Annotated in this window: 13 protein-coding genes; 9 read left to right on the forward strand and 4 right to left on the reverse strand. The window is 64.6% G+C overall.

The window, feature by feature from the left end:
* Positions 1-14: 14 nt before the first annotated feature.
* Positions 15-692, forward strand: coding sequence for a hypothetical protein (locus ACZ4WQ_RS38840; protein WP_398374690.1), 678 nt, complete (start codon positions 15-17; stop codon positions 690-692).
* 87 nt (positions 693-779) lie between these two features.
* Here the strand turns inward: ACZ4WQ_RS38840 and ACZ4WQ_RS38845 are convergent, their stop codons facing one another.
* From ACZ4WQ_RS38845 to ACZ4WQ_RS38855, 3 genes are all read right to left on the reverse strand, one after another.
* Positions 780-2,756, reverse strand: coding sequence for a type IV secretory system conjugative DNA transfer family protein (locus tag ACZ4WQ_RS38845; protein WP_385345328.1), 1,977 nt, complete (start codon positions 2,754-2,756; stop codon positions 780-782).
* Positions 2,757-3,188: 432 nt separating this feature from the next.
* Positions 3,189-5,009, reverse strand: a complete 1,821-nt coding sequence (locus tag ACZ4WQ_RS38850; RefSeq protein ID WP_398374688.1) for a fatty acyl-AMP ligase — start codon at positions 5,007-5,009, stop codon at positions 3,189-3,191.
* Positions 4,981-6,387 (reverse strand): class I adenylate-forming enzyme family protein, encoded by a 1,407-nt coding sequence (locus ACZ4WQ_RS38855; RefSeq protein ID WP_398374687.1) that lies wholly within the window; start codon positions 6,385-6,387, stop codon positions 4,981-4,983. Before ACZ4WQ_RS38855 ends, ACZ4WQ_RS38850 begins: the two co-directional genes overlap by 29 nt.
* A 1,038-nt stretch (positions 6,388-7,425) precedes the next feature.
* Here ACZ4WQ_RS38855 and ACZ4WQ_RS38860 point away from each other — a divergent pair.
* The 8 genes from ACZ4WQ_RS38860 (at position 7,426) to ACZ4WQ_RS38895 (ending at position 17,024) form a co-directional block, all read left to right on the forward strand.
* Positions 7,426-8,448 carry an aminotransferase class I/II-fold pyridoxal phosphate-dependent enzyme gene (locus ACZ4WQ_RS38860; protein ID WP_361184064.1) on the forward strand — a complete coding sequence of 341 codons (1,023 nt, stop codon included), beginning with the start codon at positions 7,426-7,428 and terminating at the stop codon, positions 8,446-8,448.
* Between the two features lies 1 nt (position 8,449).
* Positions 8,450-9,589, forward strand: a complete 1,140-nt coding sequence (locus ACZ4WQ_RS38865) for an N-acetyl sugar amidotransferase (RefSeq protein WP_311724373.1) — start codon at positions 8,450-8,452, stop codon at positions 9,587-9,589.
* Between the two features lie 61 nt (positions 9,590-9,650).
* Positions 9,651-11,753, forward strand: coding sequence for a VWA domain-containing protein (locus tag ACZ4WQ_RS38870; protein WP_385345320.1), 2,103 nt, complete (start codon positions 9,651-9,653; stop codon positions 11,751-11,753).
* Between the two features lie 51 nt (positions 11,754-11,804).
* Entirely contained in the window at positions 11,805-12,746 is a 942-nt protein-coding gene (locus ACZ4WQ_RS38875) for a TauD/TfdA family dioxygenase (RefSeq protein WP_361184054.1), read from the forward strand.
* A gap of 36 nt (positions 12,747-12,782) precedes the next feature.
* Positions 12,783-13,574, forward strand: a complete 792-nt coding sequence (locus ACZ4WQ_RS38880) for an acetoacetate decarboxylase family protein (protein WP_311724370.1) — start codon at positions 12,783-12,785, stop codon at positions 13,572-13,574.
* Between the two features lie 23 nt (positions 13,575-13,597).
* Positions 13,598-14,701, forward strand: a complete 1,104-nt coding sequence (locus ACZ4WQ_RS38885; protein WP_311724369.1) for a citrate/2-methylcitrate synthase — start codon at positions 13,598-13,600, stop codon at positions 14,699-14,701.
* A gap of 11 nt (positions 14,702-14,712) precedes the next feature.
* Positions 14,713-15,855, forward strand: a complete 1,143-nt coding sequence (locus tag ACZ4WQ_RS38890; protein WP_311724368.1) for a cytochrome P450 — start codon at positions 14,713-14,715, stop codon at positions 15,853-15,855.
* The gene (locus tag ACZ4WQ_RS38895) at positions 15,846-17,024 is read left to right on the forward strand and encodes an acyl-CoA dehydrogenase family protein (RefSeq protein WP_311724367.1); all 1,179 of its coding nucleotides are present in this window, start codon (positions 15,846-15,848) and stop codon (positions 17,022-17,024) included. The genes ACZ4WQ_RS38890 and ACZ4WQ_RS38895 overlap by 10 nt, the downstream gene beginning before the upstream one ends.
* A gap of 112 nt (positions 17,025-17,136) precedes the next feature.
* On the opposite strand, the gene argS is transcribed toward ACZ4WQ_RS38895, so the two are convergent.
* On the reverse strand, positions 17,137-18,798 hold the full coding sequence (argS, locus tag ACZ4WQ_RS38900; RefSeq protein WP_311724366.1) for an arginine--tRNA ligase: 1,662 nt from the start codon (positions 18,796-18,798) through the stop codon (positions 17,137-17,139).
* Between the last annotated feature and the right edge of the window lie 725 nt (positions 18,799-19,523).

Raw genomic sequence — 19,523 nt, forward strand, 5'->3', positions numbered from 1 at the left:
ACGTGAGGTAATTCATGGACGAAGAGGAGACGTTCGCCCCATGGGGCACCGTCAGCCCCGCCTTCTGGGACTTCACCGCGCTCCAGCCCTCGCCGTCGCCGACGGCCGAGCAAGCGGCGCGATCAGCTCCGGCCGCCCTCGCGGCCTCCGGTCCCCAGGCAGCCTCCCGGCTGTCCGCCGCCGAGCCGGTGCCCGACCCTGGGCCGAGGCCGCAGCCACGGCAACCCGCACAAGCAGCGCCCGAACCGCCTCCGGCGAAGTACCGCGAGCGCGTGGCGACCGTTACCACCGCGTTTCAGACAGGGGACCGGGGGCATCTGGCCTGGGCCACGATCGAAGCGGACCAACTGGACCAGCAGATCACCGCCGAGTTCGGCCCGGCACACCCGCACACCATCAATATGCGCGAGTTGCGGGGCTGGCTCGCCCATCTGATGGGGCACCATGCCACCGCTGCCCGCTGGTATCTGCACACCACCAGCCTTCAGGCGGCGGTGGTGGGACATCACCACTCGCTCACCCGCGCCTCGGCGCGGCGGGCCCTCTTCACCTGGACATCCATCACGGACCCACAGGAGAAGCTCAGCGTCGGGGCGGATGTCCTGGCCATGCTCGCCGCAACCGGCGGCCGGGACAGCAAGGCGGCCAGGAGCCTACGGGCCCGGCTGGACAAGCTGCGCGCCCAACACTAGGCGGGGAGTGCCGTCGGGGGGTCACCAAAGCCGCCGGGCTCCGGGGGTGGGAAGCCGTTGCCCCACCCCCCACTCGCCGCATGCGCTCTACGACCGCGACCGCTTACGGATCCGCAGGGAAGCACGCGCCGGCATACGGGACGCCTCAACTGGTGTCGCAGCTGCCGGCTTCGATTCGCCGAAGGCGCGGTCATACTTCTCGCACATCTCCGTGCCGATGCGCGCGCGCATCTCCGGGTCCTTGAACCACGGTGTCGCCGAGACCTTGAGGGGCGGAAGATTGCCGGACAGGATGACCGCGACGTCCTTCGGCAAAGTGCGCAGGTAGTCGATCGGGGCGAGCCGGATGTCCTCGACGCCTTCGTTGGCCGTTATCCTCTGGTGCCCTTCCTGGTGCGTGTATCCGAACCTGTGCTGTGAAACGGATTGATCTCCGATGAGCCGGGAGAGCCGGTCCAGTGTTGTGTCGTCCGAGGACCCGGGTAGGTACACCCGGGTCGTGTGGTTCCCCAGAACCGTGGGGGCTCGCGTGGCGTAGAGCGTCGCCACCTGTGACTCGTCCTGCCAAATCGACATGATGACGATTCCGAATCCACGGTAGGTCGCAGCCATCTTGTCGAGGGTCGGCAGCGGGGCGACGTTGGCGGCTTCCTCGAGCAGGAGCAGCGGGGGGTTCACCAGGGGACCGGCGCCCTGTCGCCGCTGGCGCTTCCGACAGGCTCGAAGGTAGGACATCGCCACCGACTGGAAGACGGGGCGCAGCATTTCTTGTTCTTCCTCGTCGCTGATGGCATAGACGGTGCCACCCGTGTCCAGGACGTGTTCGATATCCAGAATCCGGAGGCCGAAAGGGCTGTAGGGTTTCCCCTCCTCATCAAACCTGATATCCGTCGTCGCCGCCATCTGCGCGGACATGAACGGCTTCAGAATGACGTCCGCATTGGCGAAGATCACGGAGCGGTCCTTCACGTGACGCTTCTGGGTTGCCGACAGCCCACGCCTGGCTATCGCCAGATCCTCCTTCGACGCCTGATCATCGAGTTCGCGTTCATATTCGTCGAAATGCCGCTCTATCGCCTCGAAGTCTTGGTAGCCGATCCAGTTCGCAATGTCCTGCATCGTCTTGTTGGTCTTCCTGGCGATCCACAGCATGGGCCCCATGCATATCTGCGTGAGATTGATCCAGTAGCGCGCCTCCCCATCCTGGCTGGCGTTCTCCATCGCCGCTTCGGAGAGCCATAGAGCTATCTTGTCGGCATCGGAAAAGTCACGAATCGCCATGAGTGGAGACCACGCGCACAGATATTTGCGCTGATCCTCCGGCCACTCTCCTGCGGGATCAAAAATATAAACCGGTCGACCAAGTGTCTCTGCGCGGTAGTTCAGGGTCAGATCCGCGATGTCATTTTTCGTGGACGTGACGAAGATGGCGTCGGGCCAGGTCAGTATGGTCGGCACAACGTATTTCACCGTCTTTGACGAACCCGTTGGGGCGATGACCGCGACCGAGGTGTAGCGCGAGGTCGCCAGCCTGGCCTCCGGGGTGCCCACCACCTCACCCAGGTAGACGCGCCCGGAGAGATTATTCCGGTCAGGGACCAAGAGAGATTCTACTTCCGAGGGCTTCGCCCAGATGACTGAATTATCCCGTTGTGCCTTACGGACCTTGATGTGCCGCGAGCGACGCTGCTGGGCCAGCACGCGAAAAATCCAGCTGAGCACCATCTTCACGATGGCCCCCACCAGGATGACCAATATGACGTAAACCGACCAGAACAACCAGTCGGGTCCCAGCAGTGGCCGATCCACAACCGACCACGCGAGCGCGCGGTCGTCCCAGTGGACGACCAGGTCGATGACCATGGGAAACGTTGTAGAAAAGGGCTGGGCAGGCCAACCGCCGTTTGTGACCAGCGCGACAAGTCCCCCCGCCGCCCATGCCAATACCCCGAGAACCCAAACTATCGCCAGCAAGAGGGCCACACCTGCGGCGATCAGCTCATCCGTCGACCACACGTGGCCGGGCATATCGGTGACGGACTTACTTTTCGCGCTCTTGGACACGCCGTCGGTACCTCTCTCTTCCGGTCTCTTCCGGGTAGGACGCCCTGCACGCCGCCGAGGACCGGAAATCCGAAGATCTCCCGGCCGACGGCTGAGGGGCGCTTCCTGTGAGACCTGCCGATGCAGGGAGATCGGTCATCGAACACGCCTCAGCAACTGGCGAGGGGAGTCAACCGCGAGTCTAGCGGCGAAGCGCCCGCCAATGTGCCCATTCCCTGACGGACTTCGCCGTCCGCACGCGCGGCAAAGGCGCGAACCGGAGTCCGCCGCGAAGGCGTTCACCCGCGATCCGGCCGGGCACCGCAACCTGCTGCCCGGCGCCCATGCGCCCTGGGAACTGGGCGAGGTGTGTGCCGACCGGTGTTTCCCTGGGGTGTTCACCGACAGCCCGTCAGGGACCGATCGCTCAGGATGAGCATTCGGCGCCCGGTCCTAGGACACGAGGCCACCAGTCGGCGCCTGCCACTGGAAAAGGAACGACATCCGACCTGCGACAACACGGCGTCCCACTTCGGACGACCGCACTTTGCCGCTTGTCGTCACCGGCAGCTGTCCAGGACCAACGAGACCAACGAACTGGACGCCCAGTTCCAACCGCCGCGCCAGTGCCTCGGTGACACTTGCGGCCAGCCGAGCCCAATCAGGTTCAGATCGTTCGAAATCGCGGGTGACCTCCAGGACAACTCCGACGCCGTCATGTACCCGCCCGGGGCCGGCGAACGCGGCGATTCGCCCGTGCCGAACTCCGGGGAGCGCTCCGCAGACCGTTGTGATATCCGCGCTGTGGTGATTACGGCCTCGGATGATCAGGGTGTCGTCCTTGCGCCCGAGTACGAAGAGTTGACCTTCACAGAGGAAGCCGAGGTCGCCGGTCTCGAGCCAGCGGTGCTCACCAGACGCGTGCTGCCCCGACTCCATGCTCCAGTAACCGGGTGAGATCTGCGGTCCGCGTACATGAATCTCCCCGACGTCGCTTCCGGCGACGTCGGGCACGATCCGCAGGTGCGTATCGGCGACGGGGGTTCCCGAAGAGATGAGAGAGACGGAAGCCTCCGAATCGGGTGCCGATCCTGTTACCTGGACCACTCGACCGGCCTGGAGCGCACTCCGGTCCACGGTTATCCGGGCTGCTGGGACGTCCGGAGCCGATGCCGTCACAGCCAGTGTCGCCTCGGCGAGACCGTAGGAAGGACTCATGGCGCTCTGCCGTAAACCCGCTGCCGCAAAGCACTCGGTGAATCTCTGCACTGTTTCGGGCCGCACTACCTCGCTGGCGTTGCGGGCGATACGCCAGCTCCGCAGGTCGAGCCGCGCTGCTTGTTCTTTCGAGATTTTGCGGACGCAGTAGTCGTAGGCGAAGTTCGGCGCACTGCCGAGTGTCGCACCGCATGCACTGATCGCTTCCAGCCACGTGGCGGGCCTGCGGACGAATTCCTGAGGGCTCATGAAGTAGGAGGGATAACCGCTGAACAGCGGCCGCATGAGACCCGTGATCAAACCCATGTCGTGATAGAGCGGAACCCAGGTGATCACGCTGTCGGTCGGGCCTTCGCCATAGCGTTTGGCAGCCTGCTGACAGCTCTCATGGAGGTTCTGACTCGTGACCATCACACCCCGGGGACGGGTTGTCGAGCCCGAGGTGTACTGAAGCAGTGCGACAGGCCCTGCCGGTCTCCTTTCGAACGGAGCGTCACTCCGCTCGGGGAGGCTCTCGACATCCACCACGCGTACTCCGAACTCCGCGTCCCCGACCACGCCTTCGACCTGCTGCATCCAGTCCGCGGATGTGATCACCAGCGTCGGCCGGCAGTCAGCCGTGATACGCAGAAGGCGCTCCCGAAAGGCTTCCGGTCGACCGAGGCTCGGCACCGGAGCGGGCACAGGGATGGCGGCGAGTCCCAGACAGGCCAGCAAACCCACGACGAACCCCACCCCGTTGGGCAGGGACAACAGAACCCGGTCCTGTGGTCCCACGCCCTCCTTTTTCAGCCCGGCCCCTGCTTTGTGCACCTGGTCGAGGAGTTGAGGGAAGGTGTAGAGGCCATCAACGCCGCCGTCATGCCAGTGACCGAAGGCTGGGCTCCTGGGGCAGTCGACGGCGTTGCGTATGAGCCAGTCGTATGGCGTGGTCGCCGAGGCCGCGGGAGCGAGGATCTCATGACGCCAGTCGGACAGAGTGCCAAACCCTTCTCTAGGCCAGCGGCGGTGTGACCGTCCCCAACCGCTAGGGGCGAAGCCACACACCTTCGGCATCAGAATCCATCAGAAGATGCCATATCTGATCTCGAAGAGGTTTTCCAAGGGAAGTGCGAGGAATCGACGAAACATACCTGATTCTAAAAAGCGGAGGATCGAATTGAGCCAATGCCTCCGCTGCCTCGCGAACCCTGTCGCGGTCCTTGAGCACCACACAGGCGCCAAGCCTGTCGCACCCATCCACGTTATCGATCGCCGCAACCCCGACGTCTTCGACGAGCGGGATCTGGAGTAGGCCTTCCTCGATTTTCCCGGGCGTACTACGCCGATCGGAGAGAAACAGGATTTCTTTCGCCCTCCCCACCAGATGGACTTGCCCTACCTTGTCCATGTAGCCCATGTCTCCGACACTGATCCAGTGCTGAGTGGGAATCGACATATTCGCGGCAGCCGGCCCCTGGGCCACCTGAATCTGCCCTACCTCGCCTGGTGGAAGTGGTGCACCACGTTCATCGACGATTCGGCAGACTGCGCCAGGGCTCGGCACTCCCAAGCCATTGGGTTCCCCGCGCTTGACGAGTCGTGTAAAGACTGTCCCACCCAGCTCCGTGGCTCCGTAGATGGAAAAGATTCTGGCATTCGGAAAGGCGTCGATGGCCGCCGACGCCAGGCTTCCCGTGACGGGTCCTGCCACGACTTTCACTGTCTTGATCTGCTCAAACGCATCCGCCGTAGGGGAACTGTTGATCAGTTTTTGCAGGGCGTAGGGCGTCACAACCAATTGATTGCAGTCGAACGACTTGACAAGATCGAAGACTTCCCCGGAAGTCTTGGCAGCGACACTCACGGCTCCCGCCGCGATGTGTTGGAGCAGTATTCCGTGGACTCCGGTGGATGTTCCGAACGGTATACCGTAATGTGCGATTTTATCGACCCTGGAGGCCGCGCCCGAGGGCCGATAGACCCAGTCCTTGTGATGGAAGACGATTGGCTTTGGCGTCCCGGTAGTGCCCGAACTGAAGAGGATGTCGAGAGGATCGCCGGGGCTTGGCCGTCCTCGGTCGGACCTGCCATGCCGCACATCTCCGGAATCGATGCAGTCGTCCATCAAAGTGACTGGTCCATCGAGACTTCCCAGGAGTTGGTGATCTTCGGCCAGAACCGCGCATGCCCCGAGCCAGGCGCAGGCCAGGTAGTCGATTGAGACAGAGGCCCAGCTCTTGTTGCTGAGATCGAGGGCGAGACGGTCACCCCTGGCAACGCCGGACCGGCGCAGAAGATCGGCTTTCCGGACAGCTTGAAGCAGCAGAGACCTCAACGGGACGAATCCGTCGGCATCCGCAACCCCGCTCTTGCCCGGAGAGTGAACGCGGTGGGCCATGAGATGGGTAACAGAAAGTCCGTCAGTGGCCATGTCCGACAAAAGTGTCTCCATCGTGGGTCCTCAAGCCGCAGATCGTCACGTCATGGCTGGCCGGCGGTCCGCCGGTTGATGGCACCGACCGTCATGCAGGGGGCGAAGTAACCGCAGCGCTGGACGGTTGACCCCGCCGCGGTGCGTACACAAGGGAGATGGGACGGCATCGGCGACGTAGCCGACGTCCCGCAATGCCTGCGGGAGTTGACCGTAGGGCGCAAGACCCTCGCGCGCTCGTGGGCATTCCGCGAGGTCTATTTGGGGGTATTAATACCTGCGTCGAGGCCGATTATCGGGACCATCGATACGGCGTGTCCAGCATTTGGGACGATTATTCACAAACATAGAGTTGCCGTGCCGAACCCGCTTCTCACACCTCCTCGCGCGTCGAAGCTGCTTGGTGGGTCAGGGACTCCAGGGAGAGTGACATCGTCGATCTACCCTGTCAACAGAGATTTGAAGCGGGCGAGTTGATGGTTGCCCTTGCTATGAACTTCCCATGCCGCACATCGCCATGAGCCGGCCGCGCCTGTCGCCGCCTCGTCTCGGCCGGTTCTACCTTCGACGCGCGGTAGCAACCGTTTTGCTCCGTAGGTCCGTTGCTGGCTTCATCTAGGCCCTGACGTGTTGTTACCCACGGATGAAGCGGGGGTTGACGTGACGCATCCTCGGTGGAAAGGTTCTTGGGTGGCTGTATCGAACCGATGCGACTTACGGGGAATTTCGGGGGAAATTTCTGATGGTTATTCCTATCCGCTGCGCAATCTGGATCGATCGGCGGGCCCCCGGTTGCTCGGATGAATCCTCGTCCCGTGCTGGGCGATTACATCTACGTTAGTTGGCGCGAGCGTGCTCGGCGGGATCGATGGATTCGATGACTCCTGTCATTCGGCAGTCCGTGAATGTCACCCCGTCTGCTTCTTCTTGGTTCATGAAGATAGGTACCAGGTGGACTCTCCCGAAAATCTCACTCAGCACGAACAGATAGCCATCGACTCTCGGATAAACTTGTCGGATGGGCATCCCCGTCATGACCTGACCAGCAGTCAGAGTGCCGTGATCGACCGGCTACCGGAGTTGTTCAGGACTGCTTCCACAGAGCCCTTCGAGAAACTCGAGCGACAGGCTCTCAGGGCGTTCATGTCCGCGTTGGGTCAGCACTCGGCCCCCGTGGAGACCGGGCGGATATTCAGCCTCTACTCGTCATCTGTGGCAACAATGGCACTGGCGAACGCATTGGCGGAGCTGAACCATCGAGTCGCCCTTCTGCATCCCACCTTCGACAACATTCACGACATCCTTTCCCGCTCAGTGAAGATCACCCCGATCGAGGAGGCCGTCTGCGCCCAGGCGCGGTTGGAAGAGATCATTTCCTGGGGTGCGACCTGCCTGTTCATCACGACGCCGAACAACCCAACCGGCTGGGTGCTCCAGCAGGAGGAGTTCGAGCGGGTGGTGAGGGTGTGCGCGGAACGGAACATCCTGCTGTGCCTTGATACGTCGTTCCGGGGCTTCGACAAACGGGCGCAGTTCGACGGCTATGAAGTGCTCCACCGCTACGGCGCGCAGTACGTCGTGATTGAGGACACGGGCAAGCTGTGGCCGATGTCGGAGCTGAAGCTCGGCATCCTCGCGGTGAGCGAGGGCATGTGGCCGGTCATGCGAAAGGCCGTGAGCGACGTCCTCCTGACGGTCTCCCCCCTTGTCCTCAAGCTGGTGGAGTCACTGTCCCGGGACGCGGCGGCCGGCGGACTCGACCGTCTGCACGATCTGATCGCTGCCAATCGCCGACGCGTTGCCCGGACTGTCGGCGCACTGCCCGGCGTGACCCTGCCCGACCCCTCCTCGCGGATCAGCGCCGCCCGGCTCGCTTTTCCCTCGGCCGAGGCCGCCGCACGGGTCAGCTCGGACCTCCTGGAACACGGCATTCACGTGCTGCCGTGCCGGCAGTTCCACTGGGCGCGCCCCGAAGAGGGAGGGCACCTGTTCAGAGTCGCGTTGGCACGCAATCCGGACGTGATCGAGGCTGCTATGTCCCGGCTCAGCGCAGCTGTCAAATCTTCTGTCGGATTGGACTGACATGGCCAACGAAGAATGCACCAGATGCGGGCTTCCTGACACTCGGCGCAGTGTGAACAACGACACGGACGGAGTGTGCTCGGTCTGCCGTCACCATGAGCTGAAGAACACGGTTATCGACTGGGACGCGCGGGAACGCGAGTTCACAGCCCTCGTCGAGGGGATACGAGGCCGTCACGAGTACGACGCCGTCGTCCCCTTCGGCGGGGGCAAGGACGGGGCATTCGTGCTGTACCACCTGGTGCGGGAACGCGGCCTGCGCTGTCTTGCGGTGACAGTCGACAACCGGTTCATGCGACAGCAGGCATGGCAGAACCTCAGCACTGTGCTGGACGAGCTCGGTGTGGATCAGGTCACCTATCGCCCGCCCTTCCCTCTGGTGAAGCGCATGATGCAGGCCGGATTCGAAGCTGTGGGCACGGTGTGCTGGCACTGCAACGCAAGCATCAACGCCTATCCCGTTCGGGTGGCCGTCCAGCTCGGCGTCCCCCTGGTCGTGCATGCTTCCAGTTCCGCCGAGTACCACAGTTATCCAGGGCGCACCTACGCGGACAGCCCCGATTCGGACCTCGCCGACGAGGACTACCAGGAGGTGGCCACCGGACTCAGCTTCGACCGTATGGCCAAGGAGCTCAAGGACGTTGACCGCAAGGATCTGGAAGCCTTCTCCTACCCCGGCCGAGATGAGATCGCACGGGCCGGCGTGCGTCCCATCTTCCTCAGCAACTACCTGAAGTGGGATGACAAGCGGCAGGTCGAGATCATTCGCCGCGAACTGGGGTGGGGCAGCACCTCTCAAGAGGGCATCCCGGAGGGCTATGAGTACGAGAAATTCGACTGTTTTCTCGTGGGGACCCGCGACTATCTCCGCTTCATTCAGGAAGGATACGGCCGGGGCGCGCGGCTCGGCGCGATCGAGGCGCGACTCGGCCGGCTGACCCGTGACGAGGCCATCCAGCTCGGCAAGAGCAGTGACGGTCGACGCCCGGCGAGTCTCGACCGAGTTCTGCGACTGCTCGACGTCGATGAGGAGGTATTCCTGGACGGGGCGGTGAAGCAGGCCAGCAGCGGCCGTGAATTCGACCTCGAACTCGTCAAGCGTGGTTCCGCGCTCTCCGACGCGGATCACATGCCGGGATAGCGGCAGGTGGCGCCAGAAGGCACAGCATGTGCGATCGTCGGAATCGTTGAGGCGGTAGAGGGTGAAACAGTCAGCTTCACAGGACAACGGCGGGCAATCGGATCGGATCGCGTCCGGCTATCCCTTCAGCGCGATCGTCGGACAGCAGGCCATGCGTACAGCCCTCCTGCTGAACATCGTCGATCCGCGGGTCGGGGGGGTTCTCCTCATGGGCGAGCCCGGTACGGGAAAATCCACCGCGGTTCGCGCGCTGCGAAATCTCCTTCCACACATTGCCGTTGTCGCACAGTGTTCGTTCAACTGCGAACCCGACGACGCCGAGGAGCTGTGTCACGATTGCCGGTTGCGGCGGAGCAGCGCCGGTGAACTGCCGGTCCTGATACGGGAGATGCCCTTGGTGACGCTGCCGGTCGGCGCGACCGAGGATCGGCTCATCGGCACACTGAACCTGGAAAAGGCCGTACACGAAGGCCGTGTGGGGCTCTCGCCCGGTCTGCTGGCGGCCGCGCACCGCGGCATTCTCTACATCGACGAAGTGAACCTCCTGCCGGACAGCCTGGCGGATGCGCTGCTCGATGCGGTGAGTTCGGGAGTGAACTTCGTTGAACGAGACGGTGTGTCCGCGAGCCACGCCTCCAGTTTCTCGCTCGTCGGCACCATGAACCCGGGCGAGGGCGAACTGCGGCCACAGATCCTCGACCGTTTCGGGCTGTCGGTCACTTCCGACATCCTGCGGGATGGCGACTCCCGCGTGGATGTGCTCATGCGGCGCATCAACTACGAGCACAGCATCGCCGATCGGCGCCGCTATCTGGCTCAGGACCAGGCGCTCGCCACCCGACTGGACGCCGCGAGGACGCTGCTCGCGGAGGTCGAATGCACACGCGAGGTGGTCGAGTCGGTCACCGAAGTCGTCATCAGCGCCGGTGTCGCCAGCCACCGAGCCGATCTCGTACTGCTGAGGACCGCGATGGCCCATGCCGCGTTCCGGGGGCGGCGCGAGGTGACGCCGTACGACATCGCCGTCTCCGCCCGGCTGGCTCTCGGCCACCGGACCTCTGATCCCCTCGTGCTCGATGAAGCCATCTCCAAGTTCCTGAACACGACCGTGGAGACCTCCCTGGAGGAACTCCTGCGCCTGGAGGACCAGGACGACGGCTCGGGGCCCGAGCCCGCGGCCGACGTCGTGCCTCCGTGGACCGCGCAGCCCTCACCGGCCGGCGCTACGGAGTCATCCGTTCCCCACACGCCGAACGGCCGAGCCCGTCGCGCCGGCGCGGTGCCGCCGCACGGCGGCCATGCCAGGCCGGACCAGGAGGGCGACGCAGACACTGACGACCCTCCTGATACGGAGGCCCGAATACGGACGACGCGGATCCCGGGGGTGTCGGCCGCCCACCTGATTGCTCGACGGGGACCACGGCAGCGGATTCTGGTGCGGCCGAGGATCCTCGCGAGTTCGGGAGGCCGGGCCGTGTCGACCCGGCGAAGCGGTGATGGGCCGATCTCCCTGGCCGCCACGGTTGTCGCGGCAGCGCAGAGATCGATGGCCTCGTCCGGAGGTCCCGCACGGAGCGGAAACAGCGGCCTCTTGTCCCTTCGTGCCTCCGACATCGTGCGTCGGCCGGTGACAGGGCGCTCCGCTGTCGCACTGATCGTGGTACTGGACGCCTCCTGGTCCATGGCCATGGACGGGGTGTTCCGCCAGGCCAAAGCGTTCCTTCTTGCCATGCTGGGGTCGCTGCGACGCGGCGACCGCCTTGCCGTCGTGCTGGCCGGAGGTCCCAAGGCGGAGCTGGTGGTACCCCCCACGCGCTATCCGCAGCAGGCCGTCGACGCGTTGGCATCCTTGCGGGCACGCGGTCGCACACCGCTCGTCGATGGACTGGCACAAGCGGTGTCACTGTGCAGACAGAGCTGGCGCTTTCCCGGTACGAGTGCGCGCGCGGTGATCATTTTGACGGACGGCCAGGAAAACACCGCCGTGGCAGAACAGGAGTCGGTGGCCCAAGCAGCAGCAGGGCTGCGTACCGCACAGGTAGGCGGTGCGGTCCTGGCCCCGATCGGATCCCTGCACGGCCGGGCCGGCGCCGCGCGGAGCATCGCCCGCCGGCTGGGACTCGAGTTCCTGCCCCTTCCGCCCGCCCTGCGGACCACAAGCTGAGGAGGAGTGCAACAGGTGCCAACAGTCCGGACAGGGCCGTACCGAGTGGCCATGGACAGCCAGGACGTCGCAGTGGTTTCCGCGGTGCTGGCCGAAGTCGTCGAGAGGTTCCGCACCGTACAGAACCAGGCCTTTCACGACGAGGCGAGCGTGTATGCCCATGAACTGCCGAGAGCCCTGCGGCAAGGGCTCAATCACTTCCGCCTCTACGAGCCGTCAACGCTCCTCCTGATCAGCGGTTACCCGGTTGACGGCCAGGGCATCGGGCGCACGCCCGCTCATTGGAGAACCGGTTCTTCGGACAGTCCGGCGGATCGGGAGGAGTTCCTGCTCTTTCTGTGCGCGAGTCTCCTGGGTGATCCGGTCGCCTGGGCCGACAAGCACGATGGACGCATCGTGACCAACATCGTCCCAATCCGGGGCGATGAGAACGTACAGCTCGCTTCGAGCAGTTCCACCACACTCACCTGGCACACCGAGGACGCCTTTCACCCGCTGCGCGCGGACTACCTCGGACTCATGTGCCTGCGCAACCACGACCAGGTCGCCACGACGGTCGGTTCGGTCGACGACCTTCAGCTGCCGGACGACGTCGCCGAAGTCCTCGCTCAGCCTCGGTTCGTCATCCTTCCGGACGGCTCACGCTCTGGTGCCGCTACGGAGGACCACCCGATCCCCCTGCTTTTCGGCGGCACGAGTTCTCCCTACCTGCGGCTCGACCAGCACTACACGCGACCTGCCGCCGCCGACGACGCCGAGGCGGCGTCAGCCCTCAGCGTCGCCATGAGTGCTGTAGGCGATGCACTGACCGGCCATGTACTCCGGGCGGGCGACGTCCTGTTCGTCGACAACTACCGTGCCGTGCACGGCCGTGAGTCCTTCGAGGCCCGGTACGACGGCACCGACAGATGGCTCAAGCGGGTCAATGTCGTACGGGATCTCCGCCGCTCCCGTGCCGTACGCGGCGTCGCGCACTCCCGCACGATCGGCTGACCCTGTCCCCGGTGAATCCAGCGCGAAAGGTATGCAATGAATGGACTCCAGGGATACACGCTCCCCTTCTCTCCCACAGGAAACTCGTCGCTTGTGCCGCCCCCGCCGTGGCACTTCTCCGGTGATGTGCTCATGGTCGAATACCGGACCGATCCGGAAGCCGTGAAGGCGTTCCTTCCGGAAGGTCTGGAACCCGGGGAGGACCCGGGGCGGGCCGCGGCCATCTTCGGTGATTGGCAGTCGGCGACCGATGACGGCAGCGAACTCCTCGATCCTGTCAGGTCGCAGTACAAGGAGTTCTATGTCGCACTCTCCTGCACCTGGCAGGGAAAGCCCATGGTGCGATCCCCCTTCTGCTGGGTGGACCGGGATTTCTCACTGGTGCGGGGTCTGATTCAGGGCTACCCCAAGAAGCTCGGGAGCATCTGGATCACCAAGCAGTTCGCCGTCGGCCGGGCCACACCCGGACTGGCCCCGGGGGAGCGGTTCGCGGGGAGCCTCGCGGCGGGCGACCGACGGCTCGTCGAGGCCCGTATCACCCTGGAGAGCCCTGCGGAAGCTCCGGCGCTGGCGTCGGCTCCACTCGTGCACACCCGGCACTTTCCGGCATGGGATCAGTCCGAGTCGGATCTGACCGAGCTGGTGACGGGCGGTAGTGAGGATCTACGGATCGCCAACGTGTGGCGAGGGGATGCTGAGCTGGAATTCTTCGACTCTCCATACGAGGAACTGAGCCTGCTGGCCCCCGTGGAGATCCTGGCCGGCTACCGCTTCTCGTTCGCGGAGACGATCACGGGAGGCCGTCTCCTCGCCCGCAACGGCCGCTGAGACCGAGAACGAGAAAGAGCCCCATGTCAGTTCAGTACAACCCGGGCCTCGAGGGTGTCACCGTGGCTCGTACCGAAATCAGCCATGTCGACGGCAAGAACGGTCGGCTTGTCTACCGCGGTGGCCACGTGATCGAGGAGATCGCCACCCGTTCCTATGAAGAGATCATTCATCTGCTGTGGTTCGGCAGCTTCCCCTCATCCGAGGAGCTCGTCGCCTTCCGGCAGCAGCTCGCAGAGCGTCGCCATCTCAATGAAGGCGCCCTCGCCGCCCTGCACGGACTTCCTCGTGGCGTCAATCCCATGGATGGGCTGCGCACCGTCCTCTCCGCCCAGGGCGCACAGCCCGGCGTGGGCCGGCCCAGCATCGAGGACGCGATCAGCATCACCGCCGTGGTGCCCACCATCGTCGCCGCCTGCTTCCGGCGGGCACAGGGACAGCCTCTGGTCGACCCGCGGGCCGATCTCGGGCACGCCGAGAACCTGCTCTACATGCTGACCTCCCAGGAACCGGAAACGGCCCGCGCTTCCTGGCTCCAGTCCTATCTCGTCCTCATCGCCGAGCACGCCCTGAACCCGTCGACCTTCACCGCACGGATCGTGGGCTCCGCGGGAAGCGACCTCTGGTCAGCGGTGGTCGCGGCCATCGGAACGCTGAAAGGTCCTTCGCACGGCGGAGCGACGCCCGCGGCCGCCGAGATGATCGAAGCCGCTCGCCAGGCGCCCAGCATCTCGACGTTCGTGCGGGCCAGGCTGGAGCGCGGCGAACGGCTCATGGGCTTCGGCCACCGGGAGTACCGGCGATACGATCCGCGCGCCGCGATCCTGCGTGACTTGTGCAAGTCCGCCAACCCCGAGTTCTACGAGACCGCCGTAGCGCTGGAGGAGACGGCCCTGAACGAACTCCTGCGTCGCCATCCGGACCGTCCGAACTTCACCAACGTGGACTACTTCGCGGGCGGGGTGCTGGCCGGAGTCGGCATCCCGGCCGACTACTTCACCTGCTTCTTCGCCGCCGGCCGCGTGGCCGGTTGGACGGCCCACGTACTCGAGTACGTCGGCCAGGACGGACGCATAGTCAGCCCGGCCTCCGAGTGGGCCGGCCCCGCGCTGAGTCCAGTGGAATGAGGGCCCTCACGTTGTTGATCGACACCATGGCGGACTACAGCACCGAGGACGTGCCGGCCCTGCTCGCCGAAGCGGCTCGATCCGGAAGCGGGGTCCACGACACGACCACGGGAGACGTGGTGGTCGCCTCGTACGCCGAAGTGCGGGGATTGCTTCCCGACCGTTGCCTCACCACGAAGCGACCTCCGTCGGATACAAGCGGGCTGTCGCCGGTCCGGCTCGCGATGAGGAAGTTCTACGTCAAATGGCCGCTCTTCTCCGACGGCGACTATCACGCCCGGCTCCGCACACATCTTCAGGGGGCCATCGGCAGGCTCGACGATGATGTGCTGTCCCGGATCGCCGCACATGTGACACGAGCACATCAAAATCATGCCTCGGACACCTTTTCCTGGCTCAAGACCATCTCGGAACCCGTCTCCGTCGACGTCATCGCGGCCGTGGTGGGCAGTTCCGGCGAGGAGACCGAGTGGCTGGTGGAGAAGGCGAAGGTCATTCTGGAAGAGCTGGCGTGGCAGGTCACTGACGACGAGGGGTTCGCCGGTGTCGTCAGCGCGATGGAGTCCGTGGCGCAATGGCTCGACGCCGCGCTCACGCACGGGCGGCTCACCACCCCGTTCATGAAGGCGCTGAGCGCGATCTCCCAGGACGCGGAACTCGGGTTCGACGCCGCACTCGGCGCGATGTGCCAGACGATCACCGGTGCCTACGACCCACTCGTCGCCGCCATCACCGTCCTGGGCCTGCTGAGCGCGCATCCCTCCTTTGCCCACGGGGAGTCCGCCGGTCTCTGTGAGGAGGTGCTGCGGCTTTCGAGTCCGTTCCGGTTCACGCGCCGCTTCGCCACCCGTCCGATCGAGCTCAAGGGACGTGTCATTCCCCCGCACACACGTGTGCTGCTCGGCCTTGGACCGGCGAACCTGGACGAGACGGCATTCCCCGAGCCGACGGAGCTCGGAAAGGAACGGCGTGCGCACGTCGCCTTCGGGGGCGGGTCACACTACTGCCTGGGCGCCGAAGCCGTCCGCGACTCCTTGAGAGCTCTGGTCGGCGTGATGACGGAGCATGGCTTCGCATTCGAAGCGAGCAACGTAGTCCATCACCCCTCACTCGCCATTCTTCGCTTCACCACGGTGGATGGTCGATGGCGGTGACGACGATGTGGTCGACGACCTTGGACAACATCGATGCGGCGGCGCCGGAGATCGAAGCGCTCAGTGCTCAGATCGAGGAAGACGGCGACATCTCGCAGCCCGTCTTCGATCTCCTCAGGCAATGCGGTTGCTTCCGCATGCTGGTCCCGCGCGCGCACGGCGGAGACGAACTCAGCATTCAGCAAGCCCTCGCCGTCATCGAACGCGTCTCCCGGGCGGACGCGTCGGTCGGATGGAACGTCATGATCGGGAGCAGCAATCTGGTAGTGGTGGGGGCCTTCCCCGAAGAGACCTTCGACCGCGTCTACCAGGCGGGACCCGACGTCATGGTCGTGGGCTCCCATGCCCCCAAGGGCACGTGCACCCCCGTTCCGGGCGGCTATGTGATCAACGGCCGGTGGCCCTTCGTCAGCGGCTGCCGGTATGCCGACTGGGTGGTAACCCAGGGCGTGGTGACCGACGGGGACGGCGCGCGGCGGAAGGGCATCGACGGCAGGCCCGACATGAAGCTCTCATTGCTCTCGCCGGACGACGTCGGGATTCTGGACACCTGGCACACGTCTGGTCTGAGGGGAACAGGTAGTCACGACGTCGAGGTGAAAGACGTGTACTGCCCGGAAGAGCGCAACTGCCAGTGGTTCGGCGGGACGCCGTCGAAGTCCAAGGGCATCTTCGCCGTCCCGCCCGTAGCCCAACTGGGCCTGTTCATGGCTGCGGTGGCACTCGGCACCGCACAGGCGGCGCTCGATGACGTCACCGAGCTGGCCTCCTCGGGGAAGCGGCCCGCTTACGGTGTGCGGCGGCTCGCCGAGTCGACGCTTTTCCAGACCGATGTAGGCGAAACCCATATGAAGCTGCGGGCCGCGCGCGCACTCCTCTACGCCGAAGCCGAGGCGGTGTGGCGCAAGGCGGCGGGGGGAGGGGATTTCACCCTGCGCGATCGTGCCCAGATGCGCGCGACCAGCTCACAGGTGTCGGCGATGTGTGTGGACGCCACGACAGCCGCCTACCGGCACGGCGGTGGCAGCGCCATCTACGCCTCGTCATCCTTGCGACGGCGCTTCCAGGACATCCAGGCCCTGGGCCAACACGCCGGTGTCGGACGCGAGTTCTTCACCATTATGGGTGCACTGCTGAGTGGGGAGGAGCCGGAGGTCGTCCGTATTTGAGAGCGGAGAGTGGCGCGTCCTCGCAGGAGCCCAAGAGAGAGCCTCAGCGAGGACCCGATGCCACGGGGCTGCCTGCCAACCCGCACGGATGGCTGATCTGTGTACCCGATGGTCACATCCGCTCGGGGGCAGTGACGCCGAGCAGATTGAGGCCGTTCCGCAGGACCACCCGGCTGGCGTCCGTCAGCCACAGCCGTGCCTGGGTGAGCGGGCTCGGCTCCTCACCCTCCCGCGGGAGGACACGGCAGCTGTCGTAGAACCGGTGGTAGGTGCCGGCGAGCTGCTCCAGGTAATGCGCCACTCGATGCGGCTCCCGCAAGGTAGCGGCAGTAGTCACCACTCGTGGGAACTCACCGAGCATCCGGAGAAGTTCGTCCTCCCGCTCGTGGGAGAGCAGAGCCGGGTCGAAATCCTCGGGACCGCCCTTGTCCACCCCCATCTCCTGCGCCTTGCGCTGGATGGCGCAAAGCCGTGCGTGCGCGTACTGGACGTAGAAGACCGGGTTCTCGTTCGACTGAGAGGTCAGCAGATTGACGTCAAGATCGATCATCGAGTCGACGTTGGCTCGCGCGAGCGAATACCTGGCCGCGTCAACACCTACCGCCTCGACGAGATCGTCGAGTGTCACGACCGTTCCGGCTCGCTTGCTCATACGGACGGGCTGACCGTCCTTCACCAGATTGACCAACTGGCCGATCAGGATTTCGAGGTGTTTGTCGGGATCGTCGCCGAAGCAGGCCGCCATGGCCTTCATCCGGCCCACGTAGCCCTGATGGTCGGCCCCCAGCATGATGACGACCCGCTCGAAACCGCGTGACCTCTTGTTGAGGTAATAGGCGCAGTCAGCGGTGAAGTACGTCCAGGAGCCGTCACTCTTCAAGAGGACGCGGTCCTTGTCGTCGCCGAAGTCGGTACTCCGCAGCCATACCGCGCCATCGGCCTCATAGACGTGTCCGCCTTCCCGCAGGCGGGCCACAGCCTTGTCCAGATCTCCTTGATCGTGGAGACTCTTCTCGTTAAAATAGACGTCGAAGTGAGTGCCGAACTCGGCGAGGGATGTCTTGATCTCGTCGAACATGAGAGACGTTCCCTCGGCCCGGAATACGTCGAGAGCTTCCGAGTCGGGCAGATTCAGCGCCTCGGGGCGACGCTTCAGGACATTATCGGCGATCTCTCGGATGTAAGCGCCGCCGTAACCGTCGTCAGGTACCGGAGCGTTGTGCGCCGAGGCGAGCAGAGACCGGGCGAAGCGGTCGATCTGGGAGCCGGCGTCATTGAAGTAATATTCCCGTGCCACGTCCGCGCCTGCGGCCTCGAGAAGCCGTGCCAGTGCATCCCCTACAACCGCCCACCTGGCGCCGCCGATATGCACAGGGCCCGTCGGATTCGCCGAGACGAATTCCAGGTTGAGGCGCAAACCTTGGAGTTCATTCGTGCGGCCGTAGGCAGTGTCGGCGATGACGATGTCACGCGCCACCGCACCCTTTACGGCACTTTCAAGTGTAATATTCAGGAATCCGGGACCGGCGACTTCCGCCTTCGCGACGCCGGCGGCTGAGCTCACGATGGGTGCCAGCAATTCGGCCACAGCGCGAGCCGGCGTGCCTGCGGCCTTGGCCAGCTGCAATGCGACGTTTGTCGAGTAGTCGCCGTGATCGCGGTGGCGGGGACGCTCAACGTGGACCGACTCGGGCGGGTCCACGGCGAGCTGCCCGGACCTGATTGCTTCGCGCACGCTGTCGGAGATAACGGAGGCCAAGTCTGCTGGGGTCACAGGGTCAGATTAACAGGAACCATTGCCACCCCCGGGTGGGCATGCGGCGGCCTCCGGCCTGCCGATGGGCAGCCACCGAGTCGTGATCGAGCCCTTGGCGACACCTTCAGAGCTGCCGCTGCTTCCCCGGTGTGACATTACGACGCAGTCGGCTGCCGAGGCGCTGCCCAACCGGGGTGCGGACAAGTTGTGTGACCCTCCCCGCGACTCTTCGAGCAGCCCGATGCTGACGCCGTCCAGGACCAGCCGGCAGCTCGGCGCTGTCCCCCCGACTGCCTCGCTCGGTATCGGTCGGGCGGCGTCTCCTTCGGCAGCCGACGTCCGTCCGCCGCCCACCGGGCTTGAGCGGCCGACTTGAGACAGTCGCCGCACCGATGTGGTCGGCATCTTCTCGGACCGCGCCGCTTTGTTCCTTCCCCGTCGCGCCCACGGCACACCGCATAACCTCAAGAACGAGATCTTTCAGACACCATTCCCTCGATACCCTCTTTTGGATCACTTAACACGTAGGTGCTCTGTGAAGTTCGGCAAAAGGTTTCGGCGGCTCAAAGTCTCTTGACTCATGTGCCGCCCCAATGAAAAACTTCGGACCCGGGCCTCTTTAAAACGATTCGACCACTTCAATTCTGTAGGCATCGTCTATGGAGGGCATTGGTGTGATCCGAGGCAGACAGGCCGGCCGGGCGGTCCGGGCGACCTGAGGCGGGGTGCTCACGGTCTTCCGT

It is taken from the genome of Streptomyces sp. NPDC028305 (assembly GCF_055569495.1).